The sequence below is a fragment of the Streptomyces xanthophaeus genome, from assembly GCF_000725805.1.
Taxonomy (GTDB): Bacteria; Actinomycetota; Actinomycetes; order Streptomycetales; family Streptomycetaceae; genus Streptomyces; species Streptomyces xanthophaeus.
On the sequence record NZ_JOFT01000026.1, the window covers coordinates 35818 to 52663 of the forward strand.

The window sequence follows — 16846 nt, forward strand, 5'->3', positions numbered from 1 at the left end:
CCGCGTGCCACGCACCACCACCGCGCCGGCGGGGAAGCCGCCCGTGTCCGGCCCCGCGCCGGACACGGGCGGCCGCCGGCTGCCCCGCACCCTGCACCCGGTCGCCTGGTGGATCTGGGCCCTGGCCCTGGCCACCGCGGTCAGCCGCACCAACAACCCGCTGCTGCTGTTCCTCGTCCTCGCGGTCCTCGGCTACGTGATCACCATGCGCCGCACCGAGGCCCCCTGGGCGCGCGGCTTCAAGTACTACCTCTACCTGGCGCTGACCGTCGTGGCGATCCGGGTGCTCTTCCGCGCGGTCTTCGCCACCGGCGTCACCCCCCGCGACCACTTCCTCTTCTCACTCCCCCACATCCCCACCCCCGACTGGTACGCGGGCATCCAACTGGGCGGACCCGTCTCCCTGGAGGCCCTGCTCTCGGCCGCCACCGACGGGCTGCGCCTGGCCTGCATGCTGTGCTGCATCGGCGCGGCCAACACCCTCGCCAACCCCAAGCGGGCCCTGCGCGTGCTGCCCGGCGCCCTCTACGAGCTGGGCGTGGCCGTCACCGTGTCCATCAGCGTCGCCCCCCAGCTCGTGCAGAGCGTCCAGCGCGTGCACCGGGCCAAGCGGCTGCGGGCCGGCCGTTCCAAGGGGCTCAGGGCCCTGCGCGGCATCATCGTCCCCGTCCTCGAAGACGCCCTGGAGCGCTCCCTGCGGCTGGCCTCCGCCATGGATTCGCGCGGCTACGGCCGGGCCGGCACCGCCACCCGCCGCTCCCGGCGCCTGACCGGAGCCCTGATGCTCCTCGGCATGTGCGGGCTCTGCGCGGGGGCGTACGGGCTCCTCGACGCGACCGCGCCGAAGCTGCTGGGCCTGCCCGCCATGGGCGCGGGCACGCTGCTGTGCTTCGCGGGACTGCGCCTCGCCGGCCGCCGCATCACCCGGACCACCTACCGGCCCGACCCCTGGCGCTTCGCCGAATGGGCCGTCGCCGGCTGCGGGGTGCTCTCCGCCCTCCTCCTCTTCACGAACGTCGGCTTCGACGCCGCCGAGCTCAACCCGTCCATCTACCCGCTGAGCTGGCCCACCCTGCCGCTCGTACCCGCCGCCGCCATCCTCCTCGCCGGGGCCGCCGGCTTCCTGGCCCCGCCGCCGACCGCCCCCGGCCGCCCGGCCGTCCCCGCACAGCGCACCGAGGAACCCAAGTGATCACCTTCGACCAGGTCAGCGTCCAGTACGAGGACACGGCCGAACCGGTCCTGCGCGATGTGGACCTCACCGTCGAGGAAGGCGAACTCTGCCTCGTCGTCGGCCACACCGGTGTCGGCAAGTCCACCCTCCTCGGCGCCGTCAACGGCCTGGTCCCGCACTTCAGCGGCGGCACCCTCTACGGCCGCGTCCTCGTCGACGGCCGCGACACCGCGGGGCACCCGCCCCGCGAACTCGCCGACGTGGTGGGCGTGGTGGGACAGGACCCGCTCGACGGCTTCGTCACCGACACCGTCGAGGAGGAACTCGCCTACGCCATGGAGCAGCTGGCCGTCCCGCCCGCCACCATGCGCAAGCGCGTCGAGGAGACCCTCGACCTCCTCGGTCTAGCCGACCTGCGCCACCGCGCCCTGCACGAGCTCTCCGGCGGGCAGCAGCAGCGCGTCGCCATCGGCTCGGTGCTCACCGCCCACCCGCGCGTGCTCGTGCTGGACGAGCCGACCTCGGCCCTGGACCCGACGGCCGCCGAGGAGGTACTGGCCGCCGTCACCCGCCTGGTCCACGACCTCGGTGTCACCGTGCTCCTCGCCGAACACCGCCTGGAGCGGGTGGTCCAGTACGCCGACCGGGTCATCCACCTGCCCGGTGACGGCCGCGTCGTCTGCGGCCTCCCCGCCGAGGTCTTCCGTACGGCGTCCATCGCCCCGCCCGTCGTGGAACTCGGCCGCAGAGCGGGCTGGACCCCGCTGCCGCTGTCGATCCGCGACGCCCGGCGGGCGGCCGCCCCGCTGCGCGCGCGGCTGGCCGGCGCCACGCCCCCGCCGGTACGGCCCGCGCCCCCGGCCGGACGGCCGCAGCTGCTCACCGCCTGCGGTGTCACCGTGACCTACCAGGGCGTGCCGGCCGTACGGGAGGTCGACCTGGCCCTGCACGGCGGGGAGGTCACCGCGCTGATGGGCCGCAACGGATCGGGGAAGTCCTCCCTCCTGTGGGCCCTCCAGGGTTCCGGACCGCGCAAGTCCGGCTCGGTGGAGGTGGTACCCGCCTCCCCCGGCAAGTCCCTCGACCCGCGCAAGCTCTCCGCGGCGCAGGCGCGCGCTCTGGTGGGCCTGGTCCCGCAGACGCCGACCGACCTGCTGTACCTGGAGAGCGTCCGGCAGGAACTCGACCAGGCCGACGCCGAGTCCGGGGTGGAGGGGCCGGACGCCCTGACGGCCCGGACCCTCCTGGACCGGCTGGCACCGGGCATCCCCGACACGACCCACCCGCGCGACCTGTCCGAGGGCCAGAAGCTCGCCCTGGTCCTCGCGATCCAGCTGTCGGCGGCGCCCCGCGTGCTGCTCCTCGACGAGCCCACGCGCGGACTCGACTACCGCGCCAAGAACGAACTCGTCCGGATCGTCGACGACCTGGCGGCGGAGGGCCGCGCCGTGGTGATCTCCACCCACGACGTCGAGTTCGTCGCCCGGGCCGCCGACCGGGTCGTGGTCATGGCGGAGGGGGACGTGGTCGCCGACGGCCCGACCTCGGAGGTCATCGTCGCCTCCCCGGTCTTCGCCCCGCAGACGGCGAAGGTCCTGGCGCCGCTGCCCTTCCTCACGGTCGGCCAGGTGTCGTCCGTGCTCGCCGCCCCCCACCGGACGGAACCGGCCTCATGACCGCACGCGCCACCGCCGCCATCCGGATCAACGGCCGGGCCGCGGTCGTCATCGCCATGGCCGCCTTCCTCGGGGTCGTCGCGTTCTTCTGGCCGTTCCTCGTCGCCCCGGGCAAATTCGGCTCGAACTACGCCCCGCCGCTGATCTTCGGCGTCCTGCTCGTCGTCGTGCTGTGCGTGGTCGTCTCCGAGATCGCCGAGGGCGGCATCAACTCCAAGGCCCTGGCCATGCTGGGGGTGCTGTCCGCGGTGAATGCGGCCATCCGGCCCCTGGGCGCGGGCACCGCCGGCATCGAGACGGTCTTCTTCGTCCTCGTGCTGGCCGGGCGCGTCTACGGACCGGGCTTCGGCTTCACCCTCGGCTGCACCTCGCTGTTCGCCTCGGCCCTGATCACGGGCGGGGTCGGGCCCTGGATGCCGTACCAGATGTTCGGCTGCGCCTTCGTCGGCATGCTGGCCGGGCTGCTGCCCAGGGCCACCGGCCGCCGGGAGGTGCTGATGCTGGCCGCCTACGGCTCGGTCTCCGGATACCTCTTCGGCTTCCTGCTGAACCTCTCCTTCTGGCCGTTCTCGCTGGACCCGAACAGCTCCATCGCCTATCTGCCCGGGCTGCCCTTCACCGAGCAGTTCCAGCGCTACCTGGCCTTCGACCTCGCCACCTCGCTGGGCTGGGACACCGGCCGGGCCGTGACCAATCTCGTCTGCATCCTCCTGGCCGGACCCGCGGTCCTCACGGTCTTCCGCCGGGCGGCCCGCAAGGCACGCTTCCAGGCCCCGGTCCGCTTCGTGGCTCAGCGGGGGGACGCGCCGATCCGTACGCCGTCACCGTCACAATCACCGTCACCGGAGAAGAACGACGCCAGTTCCTGACCCTCCTCGGTGAGAGCCGTGCGGTCGGCCCGGGAGAGAGGGCCCAGCGGGGAGACGACCACGACTCCGGCGTCCAGGGTCCAGGTCGCGGCGACCCGGCCGTCGACGAGTACGACGCGCTCGCCCGCGACCGACAGGCCCCGGTGCGCGTCGTCGATGATCCGGCTGCGGTCCTGGTAGCCGAGGACCGCGTTGTCGAAGGCCGGCAGGAACCGCACCGGGGCGGGGGTGTCGGGATCGGGACGGGGGGCGCCCGGCAGGTCGAGCAGTTCGCGGCCCCGCTCGTCGCGGAAGGTGACGAGTTCCGGGCGCAGCGCGGTGACCGCGGCCGGCAGCCCGGCGAGGCCGCACCAGGCGCGCAGGTCGGACGTGGCCGCGGGGCCGAACGCGCCGAGGTAGCGCCGTACGAGGGCCTGGCCCACGGGGTCGGTGGCGTCCGGGGGCAGCGGGTCGGCCTCGCGGCCCAGCCAGGACGACATCAGGGCGTTGCGCACCCCCGCCTTGGTGCGCCAGAGCCCGCGCGGAGGCAGCTGCACCATCGGGAGGAGCGCGGCGACGAGCATCTCCCCCAGGGGCCGCGGTCCCGGCTCCGGCCAGCGCGCCGCCACGGCCCGGGCCAGTTCGCCCATCGAGCGGGGTTCGCCGTCGGCCATCACCGCCCGGCCCGCCGCCGCGAGCTCCTCTAGGTCGACCCCGGCCAGTTCCCGGCGGTAGGTCCCCAGCACCCGCTGGCGCAGCATGGCCGCGTGGCGGGCCCGCCAGGCCAGGGCGTCCTCGGCGGTGACGAGGTGGACGGTGCGGCGCATGAGGTGGGTGCGCACCGCGCTCCGCCCGGTCAGCAGGTCCGACAGCTCGGCCGGGTCGAAGGCGCGGAGCCGGGACCAGAGTCCGACGTACGGTTCCTGCGGTTCCTGCGCCTGCAGTCCGCCGAGGTGGGCGACGGTTTCGAGGGCGGGTGCGTCGGCGCGGTCGAGCAGCAGCTGCCGGGCGAGCGTCGCGCGGTTCAGTGCCCGGGTGCCGAGGACGGGCACGGCCTTGGGGGACAACGACGGGCTCCTCATGTCTTGTGTCCTTGCCGGCATCGGCCGGCTCGGTCGGTTCGGTCGGTTCGGTCGGTTCGGTCGGTTCGGTGCGGAAACGGTCGCAGGAGAAGCGGACAGGATGTGACCGCTTCTCGGGGCACGATGGGGTTCATGCAGAAGACCTCGGCGCGGCTCCTGGCGCTCCTCTCGCTGCTCCAGGCCCGCCGCGACTGGCCGGGGGCGGTGCTGGCCGAGCGGCTGGACGTCAGCGCGCGCACCGTACGCCGCGATGTGGACCGCCTGCGCGAACTCGGCTACCCGGTGGTGTCGGCCAAGGGCCCCGAGGGCGGGTACCGGCTCGACGCCGGTGCGGAGCTGCCCCCGTTGCTGTTCGACGACGAGCAGGCCGTCGCGCTCGCCGTCGCGCTCCAGCTGGCCACCGTCACGGGCGCGGGCATCGAGGAGGCCGCACAGCGGGCGCTGTACACCGTCCGGCAGGTCATGCCGGCCCGGCTGCGCCATCGCGTCGACACCTTGCGGGTCACCGCCGTGCAGGGTGCGGCAGCGGGGGCGAACCCGCAGGTCGGCAGCGGGGTCCTGCTGGCTCTGAGTGCCGCGGTGCACGCCCGTGAGGTGCTGCGCTTCGACTACACGCCGGAGTTCACGGCCGGTTCCGGAGGGGACCTCGCCAAGAATCCGCCGCGCCGGGTGCAGCCCCACCACCTCGTCGCCCGGGGCGGCCGCTGGTACCTCGTCGCCTGGGACCTCGAACGCGAGGACTGGCGCACCTTCCGTGCGGACCGGATGACTCCGCGCACCCCGACAGGACCGCGGTTCATCCCGCGCGAGGTGCCCGGAGGGGATGTGGCGGCCTTCGTCGCCGACCGGTTCCGGGGCTCGGACGGCGCAGGGGGCCTGCCCTGCCGCGGCGAGGTGGTCCTCGGCCTTCCCGCGGCCGTCGTGTCCCGCTACAGCCGCGACGGGGTCGTCGAGGCACTGGGCCCCAACCGGTGCCGTCTGGTGCTGGGCTCCTGGTCGTGGGCCGGGCTGGCCGCCGCGGTCGGTGCCTTCGACGCCGACATCGAGGTCGTCGGACCGCCCGAGCTGGCGGACGCCTTCGCGCACCTGGCCCGCCGGTACGCCGATGCGGCGGCGTCCGCGGGCGCCGGCCCTGGTTCGGGGGTGGCGCCGGGCCGGTGAGGCGAACTGCGGCCGCTTCGACGACACGGCCCAGGGCCCCGGGATCCGCTCCCGGGGCCCGTCGTCACCTGCCGTTCTTCACCACTTGCTGTGGCAGTTCCAGTGACCCGGCACCCAGTGGCTGGTGTAGTGGCCGGGGACCCAGTGGTTCTTGAACCATCCCTTGCCCTGCCAGCCCTGGTGCCAGCGGCCGTGGTGGTCGTAGTGGCCCGGGTGCCAGGTGCCGTGGTGCCACTTCTTCTCCCAGTGGCCCTTGACCCAGGTCTTGCCCCAGTGGCCCTTCACCCACTTGCAGCGGTCGTGCCGGTCCTTGCGGTCGTGCTTGCGGTCCTGCTTGCCGTCCCAGCGGTCGTTCCGGTCGCGGTCACGGTCCACGGACGGGCTCACGGACACCGCCGTGGACGTCGCTGCCGGTGCGGCCGCGGCGGCCGCGCTGCCCGCGCCGCCGAGGGCGGCGCCTCCTACGAGCAGTCCCGTCGTGGCCACGCCCACGGCCATGCGACGGAATCTGATGGAAACGGTCATACGTCTCGCCTCCTACACCTCACCGATGATCCGGGTGACCGGCTCCTCGTCCCCGGAGGAGCCTCGACAGGTATTCGCCACCACCCGCCCCGTGGATTGCTCCCACGATTCTCGGTATGGGTAGATTCTCCGCTTTTTACAGATCTACACCCATTTGGACCTATACGGGAGAAGAGAGCCCCGGCCGCCCGGTGACCGACGGCACCCACCGCCCAGCCTTCCGCGACCCCGGCCCAGGGGTACGTACAGGAATCGATGGACCCGAGGTCCGGGCAAAGACGAGTGCCAGACGGCGCATCAGCATCGAAGTGCGCCTATTTTGTCCCGTTATGACGGAAACTAATGAGGGCCAGGAGTCTCCGGGGCGGCGACGGTTCGTCCGGACCGCGCTGACGGTGACGGCCGCTGTGTGCGCCGGAGCGGTGTCCAGCCGCCCGGTCCTCCCGGCCGCCACCTCCGCCGGGCCCAACAGCGCCCGCCCCGCCACCCCGGAATCGGCCTGGCGGGAACTGAGCGCGGGCAACCGGCGCTGGCGCACGCTGCACGAACGCCATCCCGACGAGACCCCGGCCGTCCGGCGGACCGTGGTGTCCGGACAGCATCCCTTCGCCGTGGTCCTGGGCTGCGTGGACTCCCGGGTCCCGCCCGAGCTGGTCTTCGACCAGGGGCTCGGCGACCTGCTGTCCGTTCGCTCGGCGGGCTCCGTCCTGGACGAGGCGGTGCTGGCCAGCGTCACGTACGGGGTCCTGGAACTGGCCATCCCGCTCATCGTGGTGCTGGGACACCAGTCCTGCGGGGCGGTGACGGCCGCGGTCCGGGCCGACGAGGAGGGCGGCCGGCTGCGCGGCCACATGCAGTACCTCGCCGATCAGATCCGCCCCGCGATCGACCACCGCCTGCAGGGCGACGCCCGGGTGGACGCCGCCATCACCGCGAACGCGCTCCTCGTCCGGGCCCGGCTGGCCGCGGAACCCGAGCTCGTCTCCAGGATCGCGGCGGGGAAGCTGACCGCGGTCGGCGCCCGGTACGCGCTGACCGACCAGCGGGTGCGCCGACTGCACTGAACGGCGGTCAGGGCACGCCGAGGCGCCCCAGGGCCGGCGCTCAGGGCCGGCGCTCAGGGCTCGATGAGGCCGACGCGGATGGCGTAACGGGTGAGTTCGAGGCGGTCGCGCAGGCCGAGCTTCTGGAGCAGGTTGGCGCGGTGGCGCTCGACGGTCTTGGGGCTGATGACGAGGAGGTCGCCGATCTCCTTGGAACTGTGCCCCTCGGCGACGAGCTTGAGGATCTCCTCCTCGCGTTCCGTGATGGGCCGGTCCGGCAGCGGACCGCCGGTGCGGGCCCGGTCCAGATAGGTGCGGATCAGGGTGGTCTCGGCGCCGGGGTAGATGAAGGGTTCGTCCCGCAGCGCCGCCCGGCAAGCTTCGACGAGGTCCCGGTCGGCCACGGATTTGGGGACGTAGCCGGAGGCCCCGGCCCGCAGGGCCTCGAAGAAGTACTGCTCGTTGTCGTACATGGTCAGCATCAGGATCCGCAGGCCGGGACGGATCCGGGCGAGTTCACGGGCGGCCTGGAGCCCCGTCTGCCGCGGCATGGCGATGTCGAGGACCGCCAGGTCCACCTCCGCGGCGCGGGCCAGGGCGACGGCCTCGGCCCCGTCGGCGGCCTCGGCGACCACGCTCAGGTCCGGTTCGGCGTCGAGGATCAGGCGTACGCCGCGGCGGACGAGGGTGTGGTCGTCGGCGAGCAGGATGCGGGCGGGCCCGGCGTCCGGCTGGTTCATCGGGTGGCCCCCGTGGTGTCGGTGCTGCGGGCGGTGGTGCGGTCGCCGGTGCCGGCGGGGGCGCGGTCGTGCGCGGTGTCGGTGACGTCGAGACGGACCTGGGTGCCGCCGTGCGGGCCCGGACCGATGCCGAGTTCGGCGCCGATCAGCAGGGTCCGCTCGCGCATCCCGCGGATGCCCGCGCCCTCGGGCGCATCCCGGAGCCCGTGACCGTCGTCGCGCACCAGCAGTCCGACGCGGCCACGCGGCAGGGGCCTCAGGTGGACCTCGACCCGGGTGGCGCCCGAGTGCCGGGCGGCGTTCGTCAGCCCCTCCTGCGCGACCCGGTACAGGACGAGCTCAGTGGCCGGGTCCAGGTGGGGCAGGCCGGGGGTGATGTGGGCGGTGACGCTCAGGCCGGGGGTGGTGAACTCGGCGGCCAGGGAGCGCAGCGCGCTGTGCAGGCCCAGCTCCTCCAGGACGCCGGGGCGCAGCCTGCGGGCGATGCGGCGGATCTCGTCCAGGCTGGCGCGGGTGGTCTCCTGGGCCTGGTGCAGGTCGGTACGGACCGGTTCGGGGGCACGGTCGGCGGCGTACTTGAGCTGGAGGAGGACCGCGGTGAGGGTCTGGCCGATCTCGTCGTGGAGCTCCTGGGCGATGCGTTTGCGCTCTTCCTCCAGGGCGGAGAGCACCCGGCCGCTGCTGGTGGCCCGCTCGGTCTCCAGCCGGTCGAGCATGGCGTTGAAGGTCTCGGTGAGCTCGGCGACCGCGCCGTCCCCGGCGACGGCCGGGCGGGCGCCGGGCCTGAGCAGGTCGGCGGTGGCCATCGCCCGGTTCAGGCGGGCGAGCGGGGCCAGCCCGATCCGCAGCAGCAGCGCATTGACGACCAGCATCACGGCCAGCCCGCCGAGCACGACCACCGCCTCGCCCAGCAGGACGGGGGTGGACACCGTCACGGGGCCGAGCAGCAGGAGCACCGCGAGGGCCAGTACGCCTGCGTTCAGCAGGAAGATCCGCCAGTACAACGACACGGCCCCACGCCTTTCCGGCCGGTCCCCCAGCATCTGCCCCGCCACCCCGACCGGCCTTCGCCGACTGCTCGACCGTTGCTCCGGCCGTTGCTCGGGCCGTTGCTCGGGCCGTTGCGCCTGCCGTTGCTTCGGCTCGCTCTGGCCACTGCTCTGGCCACTGCTCTGACCTGCGGCGTGACCCATTTCCCCCACCCATCCTCACCGGCCCGGCCCGCATCTGTCCATCCGTGCCGGCACCCATATTGCGGCCCCCCGGAAAGTGGCACGATGAGCGCGCCGAGCGGCCGTCTCCTGCCCGACGTCGCGCCGCCCGGCGCACCACGTACGGAACGAAACATGAGGGGGGACAGCTGTGCCTGCTCCACGGATGAGCACCACACCACTGCCCGGCATCGGGGTCCAGTACGACCTCATCACGCGCGAACACCGCCACCTGTCGGTGATCGCGCACCGCGACGGCACGCGGACCGTGAACGTCTACCGCGCCGACGACCCCGACGCGTGCGCCCAGTCGCTGCACCTGAGCGGTCCGGAGACGGCCGCGCTGATCGACGCGCTGATGCCGGCCCACCACAGCCCCAACGTCCTGCACACCACCGACCTGGGTCTGGTGGCCGAGCGGATCGAGCTGTCCGCGCACTCCCACTGGAACGGGCGCCTGCTGGGCGAGACCCGGATGCGCACCGAGACCGGCGTCTCGATCGTGGCCGTGCTGCGCCGCGCCGAGGCCCGCCCCTCGCCCGCGCCGGACTTCCGCCTCGCGGGCGGGGACACGCTCATCGTCATCGGCACCCGCGAGGGCGTCGACGCCGCCGCGGCCATACTCGGACGGGAGTGACCGCCTGTGCACTCCGCTCTCTTCCTGATCGAGTTCGGCGCGATCATCCTCGGCCTCGGTCTGCTCGGCCGGGTCGCGGGACGCCTGAAGTTCTCGCCCATCCCCCTCTACCTGCTGGCCGGTCTCGCCTTCGGCACGGGCGGCCTCCTGCCCATGGGGGCCAGTGAGGAGTTCGTCGCGATCGGCGCCGAGATCGGCGTCATCCTCCTGCTGCTCATGCTCGGCCTGGAGTACACCGCCAGCGACCTCGTCTCCAACCTCAAGACCCAGTACCCGGCCGGTCTGGTCGACTTCGGCCTGAACGCCGTACCGGGTGCGGTCGCCGCGCTGCTGATGGGCTGGGGTCCGGTCGCCGCCGTCGTCCTCGCGGGCGTCACCTGGATCTCCTCGTCCGGGGTCATCGCCAAGGTCATGGGCGACCTCGGCCGCGTCGGCAACCGCGAGACCCCGGTGATCCTCAGCATCCTGGTCCTCGAGGACCTGGCCATGGCGGTCTACCTGCCGATCATCACCGCCCTCCTCGCCGGGGTCAGCCTCGCCGCCGGCAGCGCGACCCTGGCCATCGCCCTCGGCGTCGCCGGGGCGGTCCTGTTCGTCGCGGTCCGCTACGGACGCCACATCTCGCGCTTCGTCTCCAGTGACGACCCCGAGAAACTGCTGCTCGTGGTGCTCGGCCTGACCCTGCTCGTCGCGGGCATCGCCCAGCAGCTCCAGGTGTCGGCGGCCGTCGGCGCCTTCCTCGTCGGCATCGCCCTCTCGGGGGAGGTCGCCGAAGGCACGCACACCCTGCTCAGCCCGCTGCGCGACCTGTTCGCCGCCGTCTTCTTCGTCTTCTTCGGCCTGCACACGGACCCCGCGAGCATCCCGCCCGTCCTGCTGCCCGCGCTCGCCCTCGCCCTGGTCACGGCCGGTACGAAGATCGCGACCGGCTACTGGGCCGCGCGGCGGGCCGGGATCGGGGTCAAGGGCCGGTGGCGGGCCGGAGGGACGCTCGTCGCCCGCGGCGAGTTCTCCATCGTCATCGCCGGCCTCGCGGTCACCGCGGGCATCGAACCCGCCCTGGGGCCGCTGGCGACCGCGTACGTCCTGATCCTCGTGGTGATCGGCCCGCTCACCGCCCGCTACACCGAACCCGCCGCGGCCTGGTTCGCCGCGCGCCGCACCGCGCCGCGGCCGGTCCTGGCCTCCGTACCCTCCCAGCCGGGAGCCCCGGCGGACACCCCGGACCCGGCTCAGGATCCGGCCGGCCGCCCCTGAGCCGGGCCTGGCGCAGCCGTCCGCCACGGCCGCCCGAAGCGCCACATGTCCAAGGTTGCATCTGTGGCTTCATTGGTCAATCAGACAGGCATTTGCAAGGCCGATAACTAAATAGCCCTGGCGGATGCAGGATGCCGACTGCAGGGTGCCGCAGGGCACCCTGCAGTCCGAGTCCGAAGGAGCTGAGGATGACAGCGGGCACGCAACGCGTGGACGGCGCCCGGCAGTGGCTGCGCGGCATCGAGGTCTTCGCCGGACCGCTGCCGGACTTCGACCCGGACGCGGCGCCCGCGGATCCGGTGCGGCTGTTCCTGTCCTGACTGCTGGAGGCCGTGGCCGACGGGGTGCGGGACCCGCACGCGATGACCCTCTCGACGGTCGACCCGGCGGGCGACCCGGACGCCCGCGTGCTGCTCCTCAAGGGGCTCGACGCCTCGGGATGGCAGTTCGCCGGGCACGGCTTCAGCCCCAAGGGCGGCCGGCTCGCCTGCCATCCCAGGGCCGCGCTCACCTTCTACTGGGCGGAGCACAGCCGCCAGGTCGGGATCCGCGGCGCCGTGACGCCCGGCTCCGCCGAGGACAACGCCGCCGACTTCCTCGCCCGGACCCCGGTCGCCCGCGCCGAGTCCCTCCTGGCCCGCCAGAGCCAGTACCTGACGGACTGCACTACCCAGTCGAGGTCGATTTCGCGGCGCCGGACACGGCCACCCGCCCGGCGCTCGCCGCCCTGGAGGCCTGGCGGGACCGGATGCTGGCGCGGTTCGCCGCCCCCGTCGCCGCCCGCGCCGAACGCACCGCCGCCCGCACCTTCTTCACCCGGCGCGCCGGCGCCTGCGGCCTAGGTGGGCGGCGCGGGCGCCGTGCTCGGGGTGGACGTCACCCACGCGATGCTCACCGCGGCGGCCACTATCGGCCGCTCCGGCTGCGGGCACCTGCTCCTGGCCGACTGCACCCGGCTCCCGCTGCCCGGCGCCTGCGTCCACGGCATCTTCGCGGCCGGACTGCTGGACCACCTGCCGCGCCCGCACGACGCCCTGCGCGAATGGGCGCGGGTGAGCGCGGCCGACGGCACCCTCCTCCTCTTCCACCCCTCGGACCGCGCCGAACGGGCCGCCCGCCACGGGCGGCCCCTCGACCCCGACGACCTCCTGGCCGAACCCAATCTGCGGCAGGCGCTCGAATCCACCGGCTGGCGGCTGACCCTCTACGAGGACGCGGCCCAGCACTTCGTCGCCCGCGCCACCCCCGCTTCCGCCGGCGTCATGGTGCGCCGCTGAGGAGCTCGGCGAGGCCCTGCCGGGTGGCGGCGATGACCACCCTGTCCTCGGGTCCGAGGACGTGGCCGGGGTGGAGGTCGAAGAGCAGCCCGCTCACGTGGGCCTGCCCGTCGAGCCGGGTGGCCCGCAGGTCGGGCCGCCGTTCGGCCGGGGCGGCCGTGTCGAGGGCGAGGACGCGCCAGCGGCCGGGCCTCGTGGCGTCGGCGACGGTGCGGCCCTCCAGGTGGGGAAGGCCGGCCACCTCCAGCGCGGCGAAGAGGAGCACCCGGCGTTCGACGGGCAGTGCGCCCAGGATCTGGCGGCCCATCATGGCGCTGGCGAACGCGGGCGCGGCCAGGGAGGTCACGCTGCGGCTGCGGGTCACCGCGTGGGGGTGGGCGGTGCGCAGGGTGCGGTGGACGGCGGTGGCGAACTCGTCGTCGTACAGGCGCAGCGCCACACGGAGGCCGGGCGTGCTGGTGCGGGCGCACAGGACGGCTTCGAGGTTGGTGGTGTCGGAGCTGGTGAGGGCGAGGAGGGCGCGGGCGCGGTGGATGTGGGCGGCTTCCAGGACTCCGTCCTGGGTGACGTCGCCCAGGATCACGGGTACGTGCAGGCGGCGGGCGAGGGCGATGCCCCGGGCCTCGGGGTCCTCCTCCACACAGACGACGGGGATGTCGAGTTCGCGCAGCCGGGCCAGGACCCGGGTGCCGATCTTGCCGAGGCCGAGCAGCACGACGTGGTCGGCGGTGCCGCGCGGGGGCCGCCGCAGGCTGGTGGCCGAGCGGAAGGATCCGAGGGCTTCGAGGACGGCGGCCACCAGGACCGGCAGCAGGAGCAGGCCGACGAGGCCGGCGAAGAGCTGGAGGAGCTGGCGTTCGGTGGGGTCGCCGACGGCCGGGTCGTTGATGGAGAAGAGGTCCAGGAGGGTGATGTAGGCGGCGTGGACGGGGTGGTCACCCGTGGTGATCCAGGAGGTGACGGCGATGGCGAACACGGCGGCCGTGAAGGCGGCCAGCGCCCAGCGGACGCGGCGGGAGAAGAGTTCCATCACCGGGAGCCCGGCCGCACCGATCCGGCCCCGCCGGGTGGTGTGCGGGGTGTTGGGGACCGCTTCGAGGACGACGGCGCCGCGCTGTGCGGACCGTGCGATCTCCAGGGAGGCGGGGAGGAGTTGCGGGCCCGCGGGTCCGCTGCGGTCCGAACCGTCGGCTCCGTCCGGGTCGTCGGTGGTCGAGGACAGCAGGGCCAGGGTGCACAGGCCTGGTGCGGCGGCCTCGCGCCGCTGCCGTGGGGTGCGTTCGGTCGCCCGGAAGAGCAGGCCGTCGGCCTGGAGGACCTTGCTGGTCCCGGCGACGACGGCGGCCACCAGGGCGGGGGCGGCGGTGTCGGCGTCGGAGAGGACCGTGGTCGCCGAGTCCGCGCCCGCCGGGACGTCGGCGACGGCGGCGGCCTGGTCGAGGAGTTCGGCGAGGTAGCCGCCGAGCTTGCGGTTGTAGAGGCGGATGACGAGCCGGATCCGCGGGTTGATGCGGCGGGCCGTGAGCGCGCCGCGGATGTTCGTCTCGTCGTCCTCGTGGACGAGGGCGAGGGCGACGGCCTGGGCGACGCCCGCCTCGCGCAGCGTGGTGGCGTCCGGCGCGGGCGCCTCCACCACCCGGGTGGACCGGGTGGGTTCGGGGCCGAGGGTGTCGGCGTCGGTGTCGGCGTCGGGCAGCACGAGCGTGACGTCCTGCCGGTAGATGTCGCGGAGCTCGCCCGCGAGACGGACCGCGAGCGCGTCGTCACCGCACACGATCATGGGCCCCGCGCTGCGGGAGGGCCGGGGTACGGCCGTCGTCATGCCGCTCTCCGCACCCGGCGGTGCAGGCGCTGGCGCACCCCTTCGCCCGCTTCCCCGACGGCGATCAGCAGCACGGCCGAGACCGCGCACCCCCAGGCGGTCACGGGCTGTGCGAGGGCCTTGCCGGGGATCCACAGCAGGACGGTGACCAGCAGCCACCACACCAGGAGCGGGCCCGCCGTACGGCGCCGGGACAGCCAGCCCTCCGTCGCCCCGGCCGCGCCCCAGCCCTTTCGGCTGCCGTAGCGGCCGCGGCGGCCGTTGTGACGGCTGTTGTCGTCCCGGCCGTCGTGGCCCCGGAACCCCCGCATGCCCTCTCCCCCCGTGGATGCCTCACCCCCTGCCACCCTGGAGGCCGCCGATGATCTTGTCCATACGTGCCGGCACCCATCCTCACCACCTGACGGTCAGTCACAACCCGAGCCGCCCTCAAGGGAAAGACCGGGCTGTCTGTCCGGAGCCGGTCTATGGTGACGGCTCGGTCTCGGGCTACGGAGGGAGCGGCGGCGGATGACCGTCGACGGTTTCACACTGCTTGCCGGCGCGATGACAGGCGCTGCGGTCGCGGAGCTGACCCCGATGCCGGAGGTGCGCCCGGTGCCGGAGGTGCGCCCGGTGCCGGAAGTGGCCGCGGCGCCAAGGGAGTCGGGGCGGGACCCGGTACGGGTGCCCGCATCGAGGGCAACGGGGACGGGGACCGACCCGCTGCCCGCCCTTGCGGACGGCGTGGTCCGCGCGGACCGGCTCCTCGCCTTCGGCGGGTACGACCGCCGCTGGTCCCACTGATCCGGCCCTCAGGTCGCATCGAAGAGGTGCGCCGCGAGCGCACACGCGATCAGTCCCGCTGCCAGCAACAGCCCGTGCGGCAGCACCACTCCGGCCATCACCGCGGCGACGGCGGCGGTCATGAGCAGCCGGGCCCGGACCCTCCGGCGCCCGGCTGCGGGCTCCACGCTGCCGTCGTGACGGTCCGGCACGGCAACCCCTCCATTCCTCCGGTCAGGCGAGGGCGAAGTAACGCAGCCACACGTACAGCCCGGCGAGCCCGGTGGTGACCGCGGTGACGACCAGGCCGTAGCGGCTGAACCGCCAGAAGGAGATGTGGTGTCCGGCGCGGTCGGCGATGCCCACGACGGCGACATTGGCGGAGGAGGCGATGATCGTGGCGTTGCCCGCCAGGTCCGCGCCGAGCGCGAAGGACCACCACAGCACCTGCGCCTGCTCGTCACCCCCGCAGGCGGCGACGATCTCGGCCACGATCGGGCTGGTGGAGGCGACGAAGGGGATGTTGTCGATGACCGCCGAGGGCACCACCGACCCGAAGAGCAGGGCCATCGAGGCAGCGAACAGGTTCCCGTCCAGGGCGCGGGCGGCGGCCTGACCGAGGTCGGCGATGACACCGGTGCGCATCATTGCCCCGACCATGACGAACAGGCCGGTGAAGAACGCCAGGGTCTGCCACTCCACATCCGCCACCGCGTCCTTCGCGTCCAGGCGCGAGGCGGCCAGCAGGGCCAGGCCGCCGGTGACGGCCACCACCGAGGGTTCCAGGTGCAGGGCGGTGTGCAGGACGAAGCAGATCATCACGAGCGCGATGACGATGCCGCTGACGGCCAGCAGGCGGCGGTCCTTGAGGGCGTCACCTTCGCGCATCGCCATCACGTGCGCCGCCCGCCGGGGGTCGTAGCGGAAGGCGTCGCGGAACATCCACCGGGCCATCACCGCGAACACCGCTACGAGCAGGGTGGTGATGGGCGCCATGTGGAACAGGAAGTCGTTGAAGGACAGGCCCGCACGGGAGCCGATCATGATGTTGGGCGGGTCGCCGATGAGGGTGGCCGCGCCGCCGATGTTGCAGGCCATCACCTCCGCGATCAGGAACGGCACCACCGGCACGCCCATGCGCCGGCACACCTCGATGGTGACGGGCGCCATCAGCAGCACGGTGGTCACGTTGTCCAGCCATGCGGACAGCAGTGCGGTCGTGAGGATCAGCAGGACCATCAGCCGGTACGGGCGTCCGCCGGCCCGTTTCGCCGCCCAGATGGCAAGGAATTCGAAGAGGCCGGTCCGCTTGAGGACCGCGACGATCAGCATCATGCCGAGCAGCAGGAAGATGACGTTCCAGTCGATGCCCGTCACCTCGGAGAAGAAGGCGTGTTCCGGGGTGGTGGCTCCGATCACGAGCATGACCACCGCGCCCCCGAGCGACGCCGCCACGCGGTGCACGCGCTCGGTGGCGATCAGCAGGTAGACGGTGGCGAAGACCGCGATGGCCAGCCACGTGCTGACGCTCATGGCGGCAAGGCGGTCGGACAGCCGCTGGGCGGGGAAGAGCTCGGGGTCGTCATCGGCGCGGACTCCGCTCGTGCCGTGGCCGCGAACACCCGGAC

At 73.5% G+C, this 16846-nt stretch carries 19 protein-coding genes; 11 read left to right on the top strand and 8 right to left on the bottom strand.

The window, feature by feature from the left end; all coding sequences use genetic code 11:
* Nucleotides 1-4: 4 nt before the first annotated feature.
* Genes IO30_RS0116860 through IO30_RS0116870 form a run of 3 tightly spaced genes read left to right on the top strand, consistent with a single transcriptional unit; the run spans nucleotide 5 to nucleotide 3719 of the window.
* Nucleotides 5-1192, top strand: coding sequence for an energy-coupling factor transporter transmembrane component T (locus IO30_RS0116860; protein WP_031143842.1), 1188 nt, complete (start codon nucleotides 5-7; stop codon nucleotides 1190-1192).
* On the top strand, nucleotides 1189-2850 hold the full coding sequence (locus IO30_RS0116865; protein WP_031143843.1) for an ABC transporter ATP-binding protein: 1662 nt from the start codon (nucleotides 1189-1191) through the stop codon (nucleotides 2848-2850). Before IO30_RS0116860 ends, IO30_RS0116865 begins: the two co-directional genes overlap by 4 nt.
* The gene (locus IO30_RS0116870) at nucleotides 2847-3719 is read left to right on the top strand and encodes an ECF transporter S component family protein (RefSeq protein ID WP_037894299.1); all 873 of its coding nucleotides are present in this window, start codon (nucleotides 2847-2849) and stop codon (nucleotides 3717-3719) included. The genes IO30_RS0116865 and IO30_RS0116870 overlap by 4 nt, the downstream gene beginning before the upstream one ends.
* Here the strand turns inward: IO30_RS0116870 and IO30_RS0116875 are convergent.
* Complete coding sequence (locus IO30_RS0116875) at nucleotides 3641-4780, bottom strand: winged helix DNA-binding domain-containing protein (protein WP_373316454.1); 1140 nt, start codon at nucleotides 4778-4780, stop codon at nucleotides 3641-3643. The genes IO30_RS0116870 and IO30_RS0116875 overlap by 79 nt on opposite strands.
* Nucleotides 4781-4912: 132 nt before the next feature.
* On the opposite strand from IO30_RS0116875, the gene IO30_RS0116880 reads away from it, so the two are divergent.
* A complete protein-coding gene (locus tag IO30_RS0116880) occupies nucleotides 4913-5941 on the top strand; it encodes a helix-turn-helix transcriptional regulator (protein WP_037894329.1) in 1029 nt (342 codons plus the stop codon).
* Nucleotides 5942-6019: 78 nt separating this feature from the next.
* On the opposite strand, the gene IO30_RS0116885 is transcribed toward IO30_RS0116880, so the two are convergent.
* Complete coding sequence (locus IO30_RS0116885; RefSeq protein WP_031143849.1) at nucleotides 6020-6466, bottom strand: hypothetical protein; 447 nt, start codon at nucleotides 6464-6466, stop codon at nucleotides 6020-6022.
* Between the two features lie 329 nt (nucleotides 6467-6795).
* Between IO30_RS0116885 and IO30_RS0116890 the strand changes: the two genes are divergently transcribed.
* Nucleotides 6796-7530, top strand: coding sequence for a carbonic anhydrase (locus IO30_RS0116890; protein ID WP_031143851.1), 735 nt, complete (start codon nucleotides 6796-6798; stop codon nucleotides 7528-7530).
* 53 nt (nucleotides 7531-7583) lie between these two features.
* Here the strand turns inward: IO30_RS0116890 and IO30_RS0116895 are convergent, their stop codons facing one another.
* Both IO30_RS0116895 and IO30_RS0116900 read right to left on the bottom strand, forming a co-directional pair.
* Nucleotides 7584-8249 (bottom strand): response regulator, encoded by a 666-nt coding sequence (locus tag IO30_RS0116895; protein WP_031143853.1) that lies wholly within the window; start codon nucleotides 8247-8249, stop codon nucleotides 7584-7586.
* Complete coding sequence (locus IO30_RS0116900) at nucleotides 8246-9292, bottom strand: sensor histidine kinase (RefSeq protein ID WP_078904743.1); 1047 nt, start codon at nucleotides 9290-9292, stop codon at nucleotides 8246-8248. The genes IO30_RS0116895 and IO30_RS0116900 overlap by 4 nt, the downstream gene beginning before the upstream one ends.
* Before the next feature lie 319 nt (nucleotides 9293-9611).
* On the opposite strand from IO30_RS0116900, the gene IO30_RS0116905 reads away from it, so the two are divergent.
* The 5 genes from IO30_RS0116905 (at nucleotide 9612) to IO30_RS40595 (ending at nucleotide 12631) form a co-directional block, all read left to right on the top strand.
* The gene (locus IO30_RS0116905) at nucleotides 9612-10097 is read left to right on the top strand and encodes a cation:proton antiporter regulatory subunit (RefSeq protein ID WP_107065022.1); all 486 of its coding nucleotides are present in this window, start codon (nucleotides 9612-9614) and stop codon (nucleotides 10095-10097) included.
* A gap of 6 nt (nucleotides 10098-10103) precedes the next feature.
* Entirely contained in the window at nucleotides 10104-11354 is a 1251-nt protein-coding gene (locus IO30_RS46410; protein ID WP_031143858.1) for a cation:proton antiporter, read from the top strand.
* A 188-nt stretch (nucleotides 11355-11542) separates the two neighbouring features.
* Nucleotides 11543-11674 (top strand): hypothetical protein, encoded by a 132-nt coding sequence (locus IO30_RS47630; protein ID WP_267886445.1) that lies wholly within the window; start codon nucleotides 11543-11545, stop codon nucleotides 11672-11674.
* A gap of 42 nt (nucleotides 11675-11716) precedes the next feature.
* Nucleotides 11717-12196, top strand: a complete 480-nt coding sequence (locus tag IO30_RS42000; protein WP_237403372.1) for a pyridoxamine 5'-phosphate oxidase family protein — start codon at nucleotides 11717-11719, stop codon at nucleotides 12194-12196.
* A gap of 27 nt (nucleotides 12197-12223) precedes the next feature.
* The gene (locus tag IO30_RS40595; protein ID WP_234321602.1) at nucleotides 12224-12631 is read left to right on the top strand and encodes a methyltransferase domain-containing protein; all 408 of its coding nucleotides are present in this window, start codon (nucleotides 12224-12226) and stop codon (nucleotides 12629-12631) included.
* Here IO30_RS40595 and IO30_RS0116925 read toward each other — a convergent pair.
* On the bottom strand, nucleotides 12615-14453 hold the full coding sequence (locus IO30_RS0116925; protein WP_031143861.1) for an NAD-binding protein: 1839 nt from the start codon (nucleotides 14451-14453) through the stop codon (nucleotides 12615-12617). The two genes, IO30_RS40595 and IO30_RS0116925, sit on opposite strands and share 17 nt — an antisense overlap.
* Complete coding sequence (locus tag IO30_RS43615) at nucleotides 14450-14764, bottom strand: hypothetical protein (protein WP_078904736.1); 315 nt, start codon at nucleotides 14762-14764, stop codon at nucleotides 14450-14452. The genes IO30_RS0116925 and IO30_RS43615 overlap by 4 nt, the downstream gene beginning before the upstream one ends.
* Nucleotides 14765-14963: 199 nt before the next feature.
* Between IO30_RS43615 and IO30_RS0116935 the strand changes: the two genes are divergently transcribed.
* On the top strand, nucleotides 14964-15239 hold the full coding sequence (locus IO30_RS0116935) for a hypothetical protein (RefSeq protein ID WP_031143865.1): 276 nt from the start codon (nucleotides 14964-14966) through the stop codon (nucleotides 15237-15239).
* 8 nt (nucleotides 15240-15247) lie between these two features.
* On the opposite strand, the gene IO30_RS40600 is transcribed toward IO30_RS0116935, so the two are convergent.
* Nucleotides 15248-15430, bottom strand: a complete 183-nt coding sequence (locus IO30_RS40600; protein ID WP_037894303.1) for a hypothetical protein — start codon at nucleotides 15428-15430, stop codon at nucleotides 15248-15250.
* Nucleotides 15431-15452: 22 nt separating this feature from the next.
* The gene (locus IO30_RS0116945; RefSeq protein WP_031143866.1) at nucleotides 15453-16751 is read right to left on the bottom strand and encodes an ArsB/NhaD family transporter; all 1299 of its coding nucleotides are present in this window, start codon (nucleotides 16749-16751) and stop codon (nucleotides 15453-15455) included.
* Nucleotides 16752-16846 lie beyond the last annotated feature (95 nt).

What these genes read in the sequence shown, in the direction of transcription:
- IO30_RS0116870 (WP_037894299.1), top strand. Translation starts at nt 2,847, where the DNA reads ATGACCGCACGCGCCACCGCCGCCATCCGGATCAACGGCCGGGCCGCG.
- IO30_RS0116875 (WP_373316454.1), bottom strand. Translation starts at nt 4,780, where the DNA reads ATGAGGAGCCCGTCGTTGTCCCCCAAGGCCGTGCCCGTCCTCGGCACC.
- IO30_RS0116880 (WP_037894329.1), top strand. Translation starts at nt 4,913, where the DNA reads ATGCAGAAGACCTCGGCGCGGCTCCTGGCGCTCCTCTCGCTGCTCCAG.
- IO30_RS0116885 (WP_031143849.1), bottom strand. Translation starts at nt 6,466, where the DNA reads ATGACCGTTTCCATCAGATTCCGTCGCATGGCCGTGGGCGTGGCCACG.
- IO30_RS0116890 (WP_031143851.1), top strand. Translation starts at nt 6,796, where the DNA reads ATGACGGAAACTAATGAGGGCCAGGAGTCTCCGGGGCGGCGACGGTTC.
- IO30_RS0116895 (WP_031143853.1), bottom strand. Translation starts at nt 8,249, where the DNA reads ATGAACCAGCCGGACGCCGGGCCCGCCCGCATCCTGCTCGCCGACGAC.
- IO30_RS0116900 (WP_078904743.1), bottom strand. Translation starts at nt 9,292, where the DNA reads ATGCTGGGGGACCGGCCGGAAAGGCGTGGGGCCGTGTCGTTGTACTGG.
- IO30_RS47630 (WP_267886445.1), top strand. Translation starts at nt 11,543, where the DNA reads ATGACAGCGGGCACGCAACGCGTGGACGGCGCCCGGCAGTGGCTGCGC.
- IO30_RS42000 (WP_237403372.1), top strand. Translation starts at nt 11,717, where the DNA reads ATGACCCTCTCGACGGTCGACCCGGCGGGCGACCCGGACGCCCGCGTG.
- IO30_RS0116925 (WP_031143861.1), bottom strand. Translation starts at nt 14,453, where the DNA reads ATGACGACGGCCGTACCCCGGCCCTCCCGCAGCGCGGGGCCCATGATC.
- IO30_RS43615 (WP_078904736.1), bottom strand. Translation starts at nt 14,764, where the DNA reads ATGCGGGGGTTCCGGGGCCACGACGGCCGGGACGACAACAGCCGTCAC.
- IO30_RS0116935 (WP_031143865.1), top strand. Translation starts at nt 14,964, where the DNA reads ATGACCGTCGACGGTTTCACACTGCTTGCCGGCGCGATGACAGGCGCT.
- IO30_RS0116945 (WP_031143866.1), bottom strand. Translation starts at nt 16,751, where the DNA reads ATGAGCGTCAGCACGTGGCTGGCCATCGCGGTCTTCGCCACCGTCTAC.